Below are 15,150 nucleotides of genomic sequence, written 5' to 3'. Positions count from 1 at the left end.
CCCGCGCTGCATGACCAGTTTCCCGCACGCTTGCCGACAACCCGCGCCGCTTTTGCGCTCGCGGGCCGGTGCTGTGCGCCCGCGCGACCGGCCGCCAATCCGGCGACAACCGTTTTGCGTGTGTCGACCCCACCCGACAACCGCATAGAGAGACCGACAGACCATGTCCCAACAGGTCGATCAGGCCTTCATCAAGCACTTCCAGAGCGAGGTGCACACGGCCTACCAGCGTCAGGGTTCGAAGCTGCGCCAGACGGTGCGCTCCAAGTCCAACATCAAGGGCGCCACCACGACCTTCCAGAAGGTCGGCAAGGGCGCCGCCTCGACCAAGGCCCGGCACGGCAAGGTGCCGGTGATGTCGCTCGACCACACGCCGGTCGACTGCCAGCTCGCCGATTATTACGCCGGCGATTGGGTCGACAAGCTGGACGAGCTGAAGGTCAACATCGACGAGCGCATGGTGGTCGCCAACGCCGGCGCCTATGCGCTTGGTCGCAAGACGGACGAGCTGATCATCGCTGGGCTCGACGCGTCCGCCAACGTTGCCGGCGGCGACAGCGACGGCCTGACCAAGGCCAAGATCCTGACCGCTTTCGAGATGCTGGGCGGCGCGGACGTGCCGGACGACGGCGAGCGCTTCGCCGTGATCGGCTGGAAGCAGTGGTCGGAGCTGCTGGATATCCAGGAGTTCGCCAACGCCGATTACGTCGGCGCGGACGAGTTGCCCTGGAAGGGCACGCAGGCCAAGCGTTGGCTGGGCACGCTGTGGATCCCGCATTCCGGGCTGAGCGCGGCGGGCGGTGTGCGGCTGTGCCACTGGTACCACAAGACCGCGGTTGGCCACGCCTCCGGCGCGGACGTGACCAGCGACATCTCCTGGCACGGCGACCGCGCGGCACACTTCGTCAACAACATGATGAGCCAGGGCGCCTGCCTGATCGACGCCGAGGGCGTCGTCACCATGCGCTGCCTGGAAGCCTAGGGAGACCCGGTCGATGGCATTCCAGGCCCGTAACCTGAGCGTCCTCGCTTACGCCAACAGCTTCACGCTGTGGCATTACACCACCGTCGACGCGCCCGCGACTGTCGACAGCGCCGGCTATTTCGACGCCGCCGCCGAGATGCTGCGCGTCGGCGACATCGTGATCGCCAATGTCGATACCGACGCTCTCCCCGCCGCCGGTCTGTTCCTGATCCGGTCGAACGCTGCCGGCACGGTCGACGCCGCCGATATGACGGCGCTCGCCGCGCGCGGCACTTAGCGCCAGAGCAGGCCCTCCCCTTGGTGGCTGCCTCGGGGAGGGCCGATTCCCATCCGGGCGTCGACGACCGATCGTTTCCCACCCGAAGGACCCCCGTTCATGGCGTCTTCCGCCGTCCAGCTGTGTGCGCGCGCGTTGATCGCGCTGGGCGCCCAGCCGATCGCCAGTTTTCAAGAGACCAGCGCACAGGCGCAGGTCTGCCGCACACTCTATGGCGGGCTGCGGGATGCGCTCCTGTCTGCGCATCCCTGGAGCTTCGCCACCGTCCAGGCCCGGCTGCCGCGGCTGAGCGCGCAGCCGGTTGCCGACTTCGCGCACGCCTTCCAGCTGCCGCCGGATTTCCTGCGCGCGCTTTCCGCCGGCACGGCGGCACGCGGGCGGGGCGTCAGCTACCGGATCGCCGAGCGGCGGGTGCATGCCGACGTCGATCAACTGGTCCTGACCTATCTCTACCGCCCACGCGAGGCGGACTTCCCGCCGTTTTTCGACCAGGCGCTGGTGGCACGCCTGGCAGCCGAGTTCTGCCTGCCGATCACCGAAAGCACCAGCCGGGCGGAGGCGTTGGGCCGCTTGGCCGAACAGGCGTTCCAGCGTGCCCGGCAGATCGACGCGCAGCAGGAGACTCCGGCGGCGATCGAGGACTTCCCGCTGATCGAGGCACGCGGAGCATGACCCGCCGGCACGTCTACAAGACCAACTTCACCGGCGGCGAACTGGATCCGCTGCTGCTCGGCCGCGGCGATCTGCGCGCCTACGAGAACGGCGCGCGCGAATTGACCAACGTGACCCTGCATCCGACCGGCGGGGTGTCGCGCCGTCCCGGTCTGCAGTTCCTGGCTGAACTGCCGGGGTCCGCGCGGCTGGTCCCGTTCGAGTTCTCGGTCGACCAGGTCTATGTCCTGGCGTTCTCCGACTACCGCATCGACGTCTACCAGGACGGCCTGCTGATCGTCGGCAATCTCGCGGCCCCCTGGCAGCAGGGCACGCTGCCCGAGCTTGCCTGGGTGCAGAGCGCGGACACGCTGATCGTGACCCATCCGACGTCCGTGCCGCGGCTGATCACCCGCGACGGGGCCGGAAGCTGGTCGATCCAGCAAATGAAGTTTGCCCAGATCGGCCCGCGCAACATGGTTCCCCACGCCAAGGTCGCCGCGCCCGACATCATGCTGGCGCCGGCCGCGACCAGTGGCAGCGACGTTCGGTTCGTCGCCAGCGCGCCGGCCTTTACCGCCGATCACCTGGGCGCCCGCCTGCGTCTGCACGGCGGCGAGGCGCTGATCACGGCCGTGCAGGATGCGCGTAACGTCGATTGCGATATCCGCGTCGACCTGGGCTCGGACGAGGCAACGGCGGACTGGAGTGAAAGCGCCTATTCGCTCGCCAACGGCTGGCCAGCGGTGGCGGCGTTTCACCAGAACCGGCTGGTGCTGGGCGGTGGGGGCAGGCTGCCGAACCGGATATTCCTGTCGAAGACGGACGATCTGTTCAATTTCGATCCCGGCACAGGGCTCGACGACGAGGCGATCGATTTCGAGCTGCTGAGCGATCAGGTCAATGCGGTGCGCGGCCTGCTGTCCGGGCGCGATCTGCAGGTATTCACCAGCGGCGGTGAGTGGCGGGTCACCGGCGATCCCCTGACCCCGACCAGCGTGCAGGTGAAGCGCCAGACCCGGGTCGGCTCGCGCAGCGACCGCTACACCGCCCCCAAGGTGATCGATGGAGCGACCGTGTTCGTCGGTCGGACCGGCGACCGGGTGAACGAGTTCAGCTACTCCGAGGTCGAGAGCGCCTATCTAAGCGACGACCTGACCCTGCTCGCCAAGCATATGGTCACCGATGTGATCGAGCTGGATTATCAGCCGTCCAAGCGGCTGCTGTACTGCGTTCAGGGTGACGGTAGCCTCGCGGTTTTGACCCAGTACCGCAGCGAGCAGGTCACCGCTTGGTCGCGCCTGACGACCGAGGGGCGGGTGGGGGCGATCGCGGTGATCGACCCGTACGTCTACCTCGTCGTGGAACGCGACGGCGGCACCTTTCTGGAGGTGCTGGAGGCGGCCGTGACCCTGGATGCCGCTTTGGTCGGCACAGCCGACCCGCCAACCGCCATCTGGTCGGGGCTCGACCATTTGGAGGGGCAGACCGTTGCCGTCGTCGCCGATGGCGTGGTGCAGGCGCCGCGAACCGTTTCGGGCGGCGCGGTTGTGCTGGACGCGCCAGCCTCGCAGCTCGCCGCCGGGCTGCCCTACAGCCATGTGGTGGAGCCGCTGCCCCCGTTGGTCAGCAACGCGATCGGCACCGGCCATGGCATCAAGGTCCGGCTGATCGAGGCGACCTTCCGGCTGCTCGATACCCAGAGCCTGTCGGTCGATACCGGGGACGGCAGTCAGCCGGCACCCTTCCAGCTCCTGGGCAGCGATCTTCTGGATGCACCCGTCGCGCCGTTCTCGGGCGACAAGCCGGTGCGTGCCCTGGGCTGGCGGCCGGCCGGGACGACGCCGCTGTGGCGGATCGCCGACGGCGCGCCGCTGGCGTTCACGCTTCTCTCCGTGACAACCGAAATCAAGGTGAACGATTAATGGCCGGTTTTCAGTCCGTCGTGCCCGCCGTCGTCGGCGGCGCCGTCAATTACGCCAGCAGCCAGGCGGATGCGCGGCAAGCCCGTGCCGACCGTGCCGCGCAATTGGAGGCTGCCCGTCAGCAGCGTGCCTGGGAACGCCAGCAGGCCCGCGAGGAACAGGCACACCAGCGCCGGATGGAGCAGGAAGCCTTCGAGCGCGAATTGGCGCTGGAACGCGCGCGGACCCAACGGGCGCGCGAGATCTACGAAGCCGAGTTGCCGGCGTTCGAGGCCGATCCCGGATTGGTCCGCGAGCGCCTGGATACGTTGGAGGCGCGGGCGGAAGCGCGGGAGACGCGGGCCCAGGAACTGGCGGCGGCGCAGGCCAGCGCGCGGGCAAGCGCGGCGTCGGCCGGCATTACCGGCGGCGGCACGGCCAAGGCGATTCAGCGCAACCTGATCGACCGCAGCCAGGCGTCGGGCGCGCATGACGAAACCCGCTACCAGATCCGGCTGGACGCGCAGGACAAGCGCCACGCGCAGAACCTGCTAGAGGCGGAGAACCGTCGCCGGCGCGCGATGCTGGGGCTGGAAATGCAACTCGAACCGCGCGCCTGAGCCCTGGCCGCGCGTCGCCCGCTTTCTTTCTGATCGGAGGCCCCCATGCCCGACGTCCGGGTCGCGGATGCGCGACCGTATGTGCAGTACGCCTGCGACGGCGTGCAGACGGTCTTTACCTATCCCTTCCTGATTCTGGCGGCCGACGACCTCGTGCTGGTGCTGGACGATGGCACCACGCCGACCGGTGTCACCGTGCGTGGTGTCGGCAACGAGGCCGGCGGCCGTGTCACCTGCGCCACGCCGCCGGCTGCCGGTCGGACCCTGACGCTGTTCCGCGACATGGCGATCACGCGGACGACCGACTTTCTGGAGGCTGGCGAGTTCCGCGCCAGTGCGATTAACGCCGAACTCGACCGCCTGACGATGCTGCTGCAACAGCTCGAGGCGCTGACGGGGCAGGCGCTCAAGCGCGCCCCGGAGGACGCGGACACCGCCCTGATCCTGCCGCCTGCGGACGCCCGAGCGGACGCCGTGCTCGGCTTCGATGCCGCCGGCCGCCCCAGCGTGGTGACCGGCAGCGCCCGGGCCGCCGCGCAGGCAGCAGACAGTGCACACAGCGCTGGCCAGTCGGAGAGGGTGGCGGCGGCCAGCGCGACCAGCGCCGCTAGCGGGGCAGCTGTGGCCCAGCAGGCTGCGGCAAGTGCGCACGCCTGGGCTGCCAAGGCGGCGCAGGCCAGCATGGCCGCCGAACGCCGCCGCGCTGATCTGGTTGCGGTGCGCGCCCGGGTCGCCGCGCGTGTGCCGTCGGTCGCGGTGATGCCGGTGTTCGGCCTCGACGCCACGCTGGGCGCGGGGGCTGACGCCTTGTCGGTCATCCGCAGCGGCACCGCGCACGTGACCGACGCCAAGGGGCAGCTCGTGCCTGTGCCGGCCAACACACCACGGTTTGACCACGATCCCGCGACTGGCGAACCGTTGGGCCTGCTGTGCGAGGGCGCGCGGACCAACTTGCTGCACGACAGTTTCAACCCGGCGACGCAGACACGCACGCTTGCCCCCGGGACCTACACGCTGTCGGTGCGTGGCGGTGGGACTTGTACCCTGTCCGGCGGACCCAGTGGCACGGCACGGCAAGGTACGCCCGTGACCTTCACCTTGACCACCAGCAGGGCCGTAACCTTCACGATGGCCGGCGCACCGACGGCCGTGCAGTGCGAGGCTGGGGCGAGCGCGACCAGCCCGATCGCAACGCCGCCTAGCGGTCCGGCCAGCCGGGCGGCCGATCTGATCACGCTGGACGACACCGCCTGGTACGATCCGGCCGGCATGAGCTTCGTGATCGAAGCACACCTGAGCGATGTGCCGGCAACCGGGATATTGCGGCTGTTCAGCCTGGATGACGGTACGGACGCCAACCGCCACGACCTCTACTACGCCGGCGATCAAACGCGCGTAATGCTGTTCGCGAAGTCCGGTGGGCCAGCCAGGGCAATATCGATGGCCTGCTCGCCGGCTGGGCTGACGGGGCGACACACACCTTCGGCATCACGATTGGCGGCGGTGCGCGGGCCCTGTTCGTCGACGGCGCGAAGGCCGCAGCCGACAGCATCGCCGAGCCGGTTGGGGCAACGACCGTTCGGATCGGTCGCAACCATGCCGACACGCCTTGGCAGGGACACCTCCGTCGGCTGCTCGCTTATCCACGTCGCTTGGCGGATGGCGAGATGTGCGCGCTCACCGCCTGAGCCACGAGCGGCCACTTCTCTGCACGACCCACCATGGCCGCGAGGCCCATCGGGAGACCGGTTTGAGCGAGGCCACCCGACGTTTGCAGCTGCGGCTGCTCGAAACCCTGCCTGGGATCGCCGAACGGGTGCTCCAGGGCTACCAGGACCACACCGACAGCCCACCGCCGGAGGCCGCGGGCGACAAGGAGTTCACCGCGCGGCAAAGCGCGGGCAAGGCGGCGCTGGCGCATCTGGACGCGTTGATCAAGCTGCTGCGCTGGGCGGAAGCCGGCGTCAGTGCCGAATTGGCGGCTGAATCGGGCACGTCCGGTTCGGCCGGCGATCGTGCGGAGACGGAACGCCTTACGCATCTGCTGCGTGAGGCGCGCACGGCGCTGGGCAAAATCGAGGCCGCGCGGTGACCCGCCTGGATCGTCGGGCGGGCGCGCGTGTGCCCGGGTTCGGCGAGTTCGTTTGGGTCTGGGACCGTCAGCAGGGCCTGCGGACGGCAGCGGTGCACCTGCGCATCGCGCGCTGGCTGGAAGCGTGCTGGCAGCGCGGCGAAACGCGGCTGCTGCTTCAGGCTTTCCGGTCGGCGGGTAAATCCTCGCTGGTCGGGCTATTCTGCGCCTGGCTGCTGGGGCGGATGCCCGACCTGCGCATCCTGGTGCTGGCGGCCGAACAGGCGCTGGCGGTCAAGATGGTGCGCAACGTGCGCGGTATCGTCGAGCGGCATCCCTTCCTCGCCGGCCTGCGGCCGCAGCGGGCACAGGAATGGGCGGCCGACCGCTTCACGGTCGAACGCCCTGGCGTGTTGCGCGATCCCAGCATGCTCGCCCGTGGGGTCACGGCAAACGTCACCGGCAGCCGCGCGGACGTGGTGATCTGCGACGACGTCGAGGTGCCGAACACCTGCGATACGCCCGACAAGCGCGCCGAGCTGCGCCGTCGGCTGGGCGAGATCGATTACCTGCTGGTGCCTGGCGGGTTGCAGCTCTACGTCGGCACGCCGCACACCTATTTCACGATCTATGCCGAGGGGCCGCGCGAGGAAGTGGGCGAGACGCGGGCCTTTCTGGATGGCTTCGCCCGCCTCACCGTGCCGATCCAGGACGCCCAGGGCACGCCCGCCTGGCCGGAGCGCTTTTCCAAGGAGGCGATCCGCGAGCTGGCCCAGCGCAGCGGGCCCAACAGTTTCGCCAGCCAGATGCTGCTGCAGCCGGTCAACGTCGCCGAAGGCCGGCTCGATCCCGCGCGTCTGCGCCGCTATTCGGCGGAGCTTGACTACGCCGAGGGGAACGACGAGGCGGTCTTGACCCTGATGGGCGACCGGCTGGTCGCCGCCGCCTGCTGGTGGGACCCGGCTTACGGCGCGCCGGGGCGGGGCGACGCCAGCGTGATCGCAGCGGTGTTCCTGGATGCGGCCGGCAACGCCTTCCTGCACCGTGTGGCCTATCTGACCCACGACCCAGCGACCGCCGGGGAGCTCGACGAGGCGACCCAGTTGTGTCGCCAGGCCACCGCGTTCGCGCGCGACCTCTACCTGCCGTCGATCAGCCTGGAGGTGAACGGCGTCGGCCGCTTCCTGCCCGGTCTGTTGCGCCGGGAGTTGGCGGCTGCCGGCGTGCCCGCGGCGGTGCGCGAGGTTACCAGCCGTCGGCCCAAGGATCTCCGCATTCTGGAGGCTTTCGACGCGCCGCTCGCCGCCGGGGCGTTGCACGCCCATGACAGCGTGTTTGCCACCTCCTTCGTGCAGGAGATGCGCGACTGGCGTCCCGGGTTGACGCACGCTCGCGACGACGGGCTGGACGCGGTCGCCGGCTGCCTGGCGAGCGAGCCGGTCCGCTTGCCACGGCTACCCTCCGCGGGCCGGCACACCTGGCGTCCCGGCATGGCCGGCGTTCACGCGCCCGCCGACTTCGACGTGTAGGACCGTGCCGCGCCTGCCGACTCCGCCGCATACCCGCCGCCCTCTTTTCCGGCGAGGAGAGGGGGTTTTGGCACTTTCACGAAAGTAAGCTCATGACCTGGACCTTCGATCCAATCTGGTGGATCACCGCTGTCGAACTGCCGGCGCTGGCCGGGTTGTTCGTGCTGATCTGGCGTGCCCGGCGCGATGCGCAGGACGCGCTCGACCGGCTGGCGCACCGTCTGGACGGTGCGAACAGCGGCACGCGCGACCAGCTCGCTGCCTTCAAGGTCGATGTGGCGACGACCTACGCGTCGATCCCGGCCTTGCGGGAGAGCGAGGGCCGCCTGACCGCCCATCTGGTGCGGATCGAGAAGAAACTGGACAGCCTCGGCTTCGGCCGACCGGCCTTGGGGGATCGGCCATGAGCGCCCGCGTGCTGTCATGCGCATCGGCCGGTCCGCTGCATCCCGCTGGCCGGCCCGGGTTGATCCCGCACGCCGAGCGTACGGCCAGTCGCGAAGAGTTGGCTGAGTGGTTGGCCCGGCGCCTGTACGCCCGTCACCGGGGCGAACCGGTGCGGGTGCTGGAGGCGCTGGCCGCCGTGCTGGTTGCGCGCCTGCACCAGGAAGGCCCGCCGCCGGCGCCCAGGCCGGAACCGAGCTCGCTGGATCGGCATCTGGCCGTGTGTCGCCGGATTGCCCGGCGCGTGCTTGCCGGTGCGCCGGTGCCGGAGGCTGCAGCCGACGCCACCCGCTACCACCATGCCGACGTTCAGCCCGCCTGGGCGCGCGCACGCATGCCCAGCGGCACGCTGGGCGACTTCATTTTCTATCCGTGACGTCCCCCTGAGCCATGTCGTGTTACCGGTCACGAGGAGCGATCCGATGATTCCTGCCCTGCTCGCAAGCGTCGGCGTGCCCTTGCTTGGCAAGTTGGTTTCCAGCGGCCTGCGTGCGATCGACGATCCGACGGCCAAGGCCGCCGCCGATGCGCTTGATGACGTCGGCAGCAAGCTGGATCGCGGCGAGATCGACCGCGACCAGTTGCAGATCGCCAATCGTCATGTTGAACGCATGGCCGCGATCGAGGCCCGGCGTGATGCGCGTATCCTTGCCCAGATCAACCGCACCATGCGCACCGAGGCATCCAGCGCCGACCCCTACGTCCGGCGCTGGCGGCCAACCTTTGGCTACGCCGTCGCGCTTGCCTGGATCGCGCAGACCGGCGCTCTCACCTACGCCATCGTGATGACCCCGGCGGTCGCGGCCGAGCTGTTGGCCGCGACCACGCATTTGTCCGTGATCTGGGGCGTGGCGCTCTCGGTGCTCGGCATCAATGTAGCCAAACGCAGCCAGGATAAACGTATCGCCGCCGGCCAGTTGTCCGAACCCGGCTTGCTGGATCGCCTGTTGCAGCCGTTCGGCGGGCGAAAGGAATAGGGCCGCCAGTCAAGATCGTCGCCGCAATATGGTTTCGACTTAACACTTCTTTTGCGGCTTTTGAGATTAACTGCGGTACGATCGTCGTGATCACGCTGGCTATCGACCTGGCGATCGGTGTTTGCCCGGGCAGGGCGCGACCCCGTCGACGAACGAGGAATGCCAAGTGACAGTGAAAGCCGGCAACGGTCGCGGGCCCCGCCCTTCCGCGAACCGAATCGTCCTGCCGATTCTTGTCCTGGTCGCTGTGTTCCTGGCTCTCGCCGCCGGTTTGCTCGTCTATACCGCCGAACGGCAAAACCGGCTCGCGGCGGAGGGTGAACTGCACCTGGCGCGTTCGGCGATGCTGAACGTGCGCAAAACCATTGCCGGCTTCACTGGCGACTACGCTTTCTGGAATACGACGGCGGAAAAGGTGGTGCTCGGGTACGATCCGCTCTGGGCCGACGAGAACGTTGGTCAGTGGGCGATCGACGGCCTGGGTATGGATGGTGCGGCGGTGTTCGGTGCCGGCAACCGTCTGATCCATAGCGTCAGACGCCCGGATATCCAGCCAGGGTTAACCGAGCCCTATCCCCCGGCGCTGGTTGCCCTGATCGAGCAGGTCCGTGCAGACCCGGGCGTGCCCGGCGAGGCACCCACCGTCCTCGATACCTATTTTCAGGACCAGCAAGGCGTGCACGTGGCAGCGGGGGCCGCGATCGGATGGGAGGATGACCGCCCACCACCACGCGACGGCGATGCCCGGGCCGTTCTGGTCTTTTTTCGCACACTGGATTCGGATCTCTTGGGCGCCCTTGAGTCCGATTTTCGTTTGGATGCCTTGCGCTTCGTGCCGGCATCCATGAGCGCGCCCGTGGGGCTCCCTTTAACCGCGTTGAATGGCAAGACGCTGGGCCAGCTTACCTGGACCGCGGCGCGGCCGGGCTCGGACATGTTGTCGGCCCTCGGCGGGCCGTTGGGCGCGGCCTTTGTGGTGGTGTTGGGCGTGGTGGTGTTGATCGTGCGCCAGGCCAACCGGGCGCAAGCGACGCTCAACGCGTATCACAGCGAGCTGGAGGAGACCGCCCGGGACTTGGCGGCTGCACGCGACATTGCCGAGCGTCAGGCCAAGCAATTGAGCGCACAAACGCGCGATCTGCGGATTGCGAGCAACCAGGCTCGGGAAGCCAACCAGGCCAAGTCGCAGTTCCTGGCGACCATGAGCCATGAGATTCGCACGCCGCTCAACAGTGTGATCGGTTTCGCGGACGCGATCCGCTTGGGATACGCCGAGGGCGAGCGCAGCCGGGAATACGCCGAGCATATCCACACCAGCGGCCAGCACCTGTTATCGTTGATCAACGACATCCTCGATTTGTCGAAAATCGAGGCGCGTCGCTACGAGTTGGCCGAGGCGACGGTCTCGTTGCCGGCTTTGGTGGATGAGACGGTGAAGCTGGTGCGCGGGCGGGCGGATGCGCAAGAGGTGCGCCTGACGCGGGCGGTTGGGGCGGTCACCGTCCGTGTCGATCCGCGCGCCTTGAAGCAGGTCCTGGTCAACCTGCTCGGCAATGCGATCAAGTTCGCGCCACCGCACAGCGAGGTGCGCGTGGAGTCGAAAATCCGCGATGATGGGCTGTGCATCGCCGTACGCGATCATGGACCCGGCATGACCGAAAGCGAGCTTGAGGCTGCTAAGCACCTGTTCTCCCAGGGGCGCCGCCCGGACGAGCAGCCGGAGGCCGGCACGGGTCTGGGCCTGAATATCTGCATCGCGCTGCTGACCCTGCATGACGGCAAGCTGACGTTCGAGACGGCGCCAGGGGCTGGCACGACAGCGCAGGTTTGGCTGCCACTGACGCGTGTCATTGAGGCCGACCCAACGCCGGAAGTGTCGGCATAAGACGCTGCGCCGGTCGAGAACGGGACCGGTGCATTAAAGGTGGTTAAATCCGGCGCGATCTTGGCCTAGGCTCCCCCGCGTTATGAGTGCAGTGATCTTTCACGTCTGTCCCTGGGCAGCCTGGCGCGCGGCGCAGGCCGAGGGGGTCTATCGCGGTGGGCCGCTCGATCTCAAAGATGGGTTCATCCACTTTTCTACGCCCAACACCCTGTCGGGGACCCTGGCTACCTACCTGGCCGGTCAGCCCGGTTTGTGTCTGCTGGAGGTCGAGACAGACACGCTTGGCGACGGGTTGGTCTGGGAGGAATCGCGGGGCGGCGTGGCCTTTCCGCACCTCTATGCGACGCTCGACGTCGCAGCGGTACGCGCGGTGCACGACCTGCCCCTGAACGCGGCGGGCGTGCATGTTCTGCCCGCGCACGCCGAACAGCCTGCGCCGGATATGGACGGGGCGGTTTGATGGCGTGGGCCGACCTTGGTGCTGCGTTGCTGCGCCGCTTGCCTCCAGAGCGCGCGCACGACCTTGCGATCGCTGCCCTGAAGCACGGCCTCGGCCGCCAATCTGTGGGGGACGATCCGGAGTCCCTGAAGGTGCGTGCGTTCGGGCGCGATCTTGCCAACCCGATCGGGCTCGCCGCTGGCTTCGACAAGGATGCTGAGGCGGTGGCGGGGCTGTTCGAGCTCGGCTTCGGGTTTGCGGAGGTGGGGACGGTCACGCCCAAGCCGCAGCCCGGCAACCCGAAACCGCGTATCTTCCGACTCTCTGCCGACCAGGCGATCGTCAATCGCCTGGGATTCAACAGCGCCGGACTGGACGTTGCCGACGCCAACCTGGGCCGTTACCGGCGCACCGGTGGGCGTGGCGTGGTTGGCGTCAACCTTGGCATGAACAAGACCAGCGACAATCCGCTTGCGGACTACGAAGCGGGCTTGCGACGGCTGTCGCGTTACGCCGACTACGTCACGATCAACGTCTCCTCGCCGAACACCCCGGGATTGCGGGCGCTGCAGGGCAAGGACAAGCTGGCCGAGCTGCTCCGTCATCTGCAGGCGGTGCGCAAGGAGTTGATGGCCGACGCGCCGCCGGCGCTGCTGCTCAAGATCGCCCCTGACCTAAGCGACCAGGACCGCGCCGACATCGCGGAAATTGCCCTGGATCTGAAGTTGGACGGGTTGATCGTCTCCAACACCACGACCGCCCGCCCCGATAGCCTGAAGAGCGCGAGCAAAGCCGAGACGGGCGGCCTCTCCGGGCGCCCGCTGTTCCAACCATCGACCGAGCTCCTGGCCGAGATGACCCGGCGCACCGAGGGCCGGTTGCTGATGGTCGGTGTCGGGGGGGTGGCGAGCGGTGCGGATGCTTATGCTAAGATCCGGGCGGGCGCGAACTTGGTGCAACTGTACACGGCCCTGATCTACGATGGGCCCGAGGCGGTTGGGCGGATCAAGCGCGAGCTTGCCGATCTCCTGGCGGGGGACGGTTTCGCGACGGTTGCAGACGCTCGGGGGCGTGATTTGAGTGGGGGTTGAATCTTCGATATTTTCGGGTGCAAACTCGTCGCAGCCGAATACACGTCGTATGGCATTTTTGGCGAACGGGAAAGGTGGATGTATTTGCCTCGGATCAACCGTCCGGGGACTGTTCAAATGCTAATGTAGCGACTGGTAAGTTCGCGACTGCGCGAAGGGAAGACGCGTGGGAGGCGAACGCGACACCGCAGAAACGGGCACGGTGCAACATGAAAGACGACAATCCGGTGACTACCGGCAGTCTGCCGAGTGAGGGGACCACCATCTCGCACGCTGCGAGTGTGCTGGCCAATGTTCTGGCGGAGCAGCCCAGCATGATCGACACACTGTTCGATCAAAGCGACGAGCTGAACGTGCCGATGTTGATGACGGGCATGCGCCAGAACGGCGGCAGTTTCGACATTCTTCATTGCAATGCCGCGTTCTGCGAGATGTGCGGCTATACGCGCGACGATCTGATCGGTCGTTCGCCTGACATGCTTCAGGGACCGGAAACCGACCAGCGGATGGCGCGGTCTTTCATCGAACGCTTACAGGGTGATGGCCACGCCGGAACGATTCTGCTGAATTATCGGGGCGACGGCACGCCCTATTTCGTCGAGATCATGGCCGTGCGCTCGCCGCGGCCGTCCGGTCTGGAAGGCGGTGACCCGAATGTCTTCGTCGCCTTCGAGCGGTCCCTGGGCGACTTGGAGCGGGGTGACGGCGTTGCCGTCTCGCGCCCCTACCGCCTGGCGCTGCTGCTGGAATCGGTGATGCGCCGCTACCTGCAGCGCAACTACCACCGCGGTATGCATCCAGCACAATGGTCGGCGCTGCGTTATTTCAAGCTGGCCGACGCCGACAAGCGCTCGCTCAGCGACTTCGCCAAGGCGCACCGCACCACCATGGGGACGGCCTCGACCACGGTCTCGACCCTGGTTGGCAAGGGCTACCTGGTGAAACGCGGGTTCCGCGGTCCGATCGAATTGACCGAATCTGGCGAGCAGGTCCTTCTGGACGATCCGCTGGACGAGGTGGTCGGCTCGTTCGCCCGTCTGGACGCGGAAGGCTCTGCCTGGGCCGAGCGCGTGCTGTTGGACCTTGCCGAGCGGCTGGCCGACGAGGACGCGCCAGAGCCTGCCATCCGGCATTGACGCCTCAGGCCGTCGGCAATTTCCGGGAAATCGGTTAAGTCCGCGTCTTCACGGGTGTTTACAGAAAATAGGTTAATGGCTGCCGGACGGACGGGTGTTCCCGTCCGTCCGGCGGCGGACGCTTAACTTTACCGTCGTCGTGTGGCACAACGCGGTTTCCCGGTCATCTCGCGGCGCAGCATGGCCGGCCTCCCTTCCGCGACGTTCGGATCCGACACGATGACCGATCAGCCCGCCATTCGCCGCGGCCTCGAAGAGCTGGCCGACGGCTACGACGCATTCATCCTCGACCTTTGGGGCGTGCTGCATGATGGTTTGCGCGCCTACCCCGAGGCGGTGGAGGCGCTGTACGCCCTGAAGGCGCGCGGCAAGCAGCTGTTGCTGCTGTCCAATGCGCCGCGTCGGACCGAGGACCTGGCCCGGCAGATGGCCAATCTGGGCCTGCCCGAAGACAGCTACCACCATCTGATGTCGAGCGGGCAGGACGCCTACGTCCATCTGCGCGACCGTCCCTGCACTTGGTACCGTGAGCTGGGCCGCCGGATGCTGCATATCGGCCCGCCGCACGACGCCAATATGCGCGAAGGACTGGACGTGTCGGTGGTGTCCGACGTGCAGTTCGCGGAATTCGTGCTCAATACCGGTCCGGCCCTGCACGCGACCGAGATCGGTGCGCTGGAGCCGGTGTTGCGCCAGGCGGCCGACCGCGAGTTGCCGATGATCTGCGCGAACCCGGATATCCGGGTGATGCGCGGGGACTCGGTGGAACTGTGTGCCGGCGCGCTTGCCAAGCGTTACCAGGAGCTGGGTGGCGAGGTGCGCTACCACGGTAAGCCCTACCAGGGCATCTACGACAGTTGCTTCCAGTTGCTGGGCGATCCCGATCCCAAGCGCACGCTGGCGGTGGGCGATACGCTGCACACCGATATCGAGGGCGCGAACCGGGTCGGCATCGACAGTGCGTTCGTGCCCGGCGGCATCAATGCCGGCGACTTGGGCATCCGGATGGGCGAGTTGCCGGAAACCGACCGGTTGACCGCGCTGTTTGCGCGCGAGGGCCAGTCCCCCACCCACGTGCTGCCCGCCTTTCGCTGGTAGAGCGGCCGCGCACCCGATCGTCTCCGTTGGCTGATGGCGACAA

Annotated in this window: 15 protein-coding genes; all 15 read left to right on the top strand. The window is 67.7% G+C overall.

Translation table 11 applies throughout. The features are described 5' to 3' along the window. Positions 1 to 163: 163 nt before the first annotated feature. Entirely contained in the window at positions 164 to 982 is an 819-nt protein-coding gene (locus tag RHOSA_RS0117460) for a phage capsid protein (RefSeq protein ID WP_027289695.1), read from the top strand. A 13-nt stretch (positions 983 to 995) separates the two neighbouring features. Then, complete coding sequence (locus tag RHOSA_RS0117455; protein WP_027289694.1) at positions 996 to 1,262, top strand: hypothetical protein; 267 nt, start codon at positions 996 to 998, stop codon at positions 1,260 to 1,262. Between the two features lie 99 nt (positions 1,263 to 1,361). After that, positions 1,362 to 1,934: a phage connector family protein gene (locus RHOSA_RS0117450; RefSeq protein WP_027289693.1), complete on the top strand. Its 573-nt coding sequence runs from the start codon at positions 1,362 to 1,364 to the stop codon at positions 1,932 to 1,934. Further along, on the top strand, positions 1,931 to 3,838 hold the full coding sequence (locus tag RHOSA_RS0117445; protein WP_027289692.1) for a phage tail protein: 1,908 nt from the start codon (positions 1,931 to 1,933) through the stop codon (positions 3,836 to 3,838). Before RHOSA_RS0117450 ends, RHOSA_RS0117445 begins: the two co-directional genes overlap by 4 nt. Continuing rightward, on the top strand, positions 3,838 to 4,437 hold the full coding sequence (locus tag RHOSA_RS0117440) for a hypothetical protein (RefSeq protein WP_027289691.1): 600 nt from the start codon (positions 3,838 to 3,840) through the stop codon (positions 4,435 to 4,437). The genes RHOSA_RS0117445 and RHOSA_RS0117440 overlap by 1 nt, the downstream gene beginning before the upstream one ends. Before the next feature lie 45 nt (positions 4,438 to 4,482). Further along, positions 4,483 to 6,423: a hypothetical protein gene (locus tag RHOSA_RS25265; protein ID WP_156092802.1), complete on the top strand. Its 1,941-nt coding sequence runs from the start codon at positions 4,483 to 4,485 to the stop codon at positions 6,421 to 6,423. A gap of 102 nt (positions 6,424 to 6,525) precedes the next feature. Then, complete coding sequence (gene terL / locus RHOSA_RS0117415) at positions 6,526 to 8,037, top strand: phage terminase large subunit (RefSeq protein WP_215905019.1); 1,512 nt, start codon at positions 6,526 to 6,528, stop codon at positions 8,035 to 8,037. Positions 8,038 to 8,129: 92 nt separating this feature from the next. Continuing rightward, on the top strand, positions 8,130 to 8,444 hold the full coding sequence (locus RHOSA_RS0117410) for a hypothetical protein (RefSeq protein ID WP_027289686.1): 315 nt from the start codon (positions 8,130 to 8,132) through the stop codon (positions 8,442 to 8,444). Further along, a complete protein-coding gene (locus RHOSA_RS0117405) occupies positions 8,441 to 8,857 on the top strand; it encodes a cell wall hydrolase (RefSeq protein WP_027289685.1) in 417 nt (138 codons plus the stop codon). The genes RHOSA_RS0117410 and RHOSA_RS0117405 overlap by 4 nt, the downstream gene beginning before the upstream one ends. A gap of 46 nt (positions 8,858 to 8,903) precedes the next feature. Then, positions 8,904 to 9,458 (top strand): 3TM-type holin, encoded by a 555-nt coding sequence (locus RHOSA_RS0117400; protein WP_027289684.1) that lies wholly within the window; start codon positions 8,904 to 8,906, stop codon positions 9,456 to 9,458. A 166-nt stretch (positions 9,459 to 9,624) separates the two neighbouring features. After that, on the top strand, positions 9,625 to 11,343 hold the full coding sequence (locus RHOSA_RS24465) for a sensor histidine kinase (RefSeq protein WP_156092798.1): 1,719 nt from the start codon (positions 9,625 to 9,627) through the stop codon (positions 11,341 to 11,343). Between the two features lie 82 nt (positions 11,344 to 11,425). Beyond that, positions 11,426 to 11,803: a DUF952 domain-containing protein gene (locus RHOSA_RS0117390; protein ID WP_027289683.1), complete on the top strand. Its 378-nt coding sequence runs from the start codon at positions 11,426 to 11,428 to the stop codon at positions 11,801 to 11,803. Further along, positions 11,800 to 12,873 (top strand): quinone-dependent dihydroorotate dehydrogenase, encoded by a 1,074-nt coding sequence (locus RHOSA_RS0117385; protein WP_437123677.1) that lies wholly within the window; start codon positions 11,800 to 11,802, stop codon positions 12,871 to 12,873. Before RHOSA_RS0117390 ends, RHOSA_RS0117385 begins: the two co-directional genes overlap by 4 nt. Before the next feature lie 209 nt (positions 12,874 to 13,082). Beyond that, positions 13,083 to 14,009, top strand: a complete 927-nt coding sequence (locus RHOSA_RS24460; RefSeq protein ID WP_051432271.1) for a PAS domain-containing protein — start codon at positions 13,083 to 13,085, stop codon at positions 14,007 to 14,009. A gap of 219 nt (positions 14,010 to 14,228) precedes the next feature. Beyond that, positions 14,229 to 15,107: a TIGR01459 family HAD-type hydrolase gene (locus RHOSA_RS0117370; protein WP_027289681.1), complete on the top strand. Its 879-nt coding sequence runs from the start codon at positions 14,229 to 14,231 to the stop codon at positions 15,105 to 15,107. Positions 15,108 to 15,150: the final 43 nt, after the last annotated feature.

Source organism: Rhodovibrio salinarum DSM 9154 (assembly GCF_000515255.1).
In the GTDB taxonomy this organism is placed as follows: domain Bacteria; phylum Pseudomonadota; class Alphaproteobacteria; order Kiloniellales; family Rhodovibrionaceae; genus Rhodovibrio; species Rhodovibrio salinarum.
Note: the sequence above shows the minus strand (reverse complement) of the source record. Positions and strands in the feature narration are given on the sequence as shown.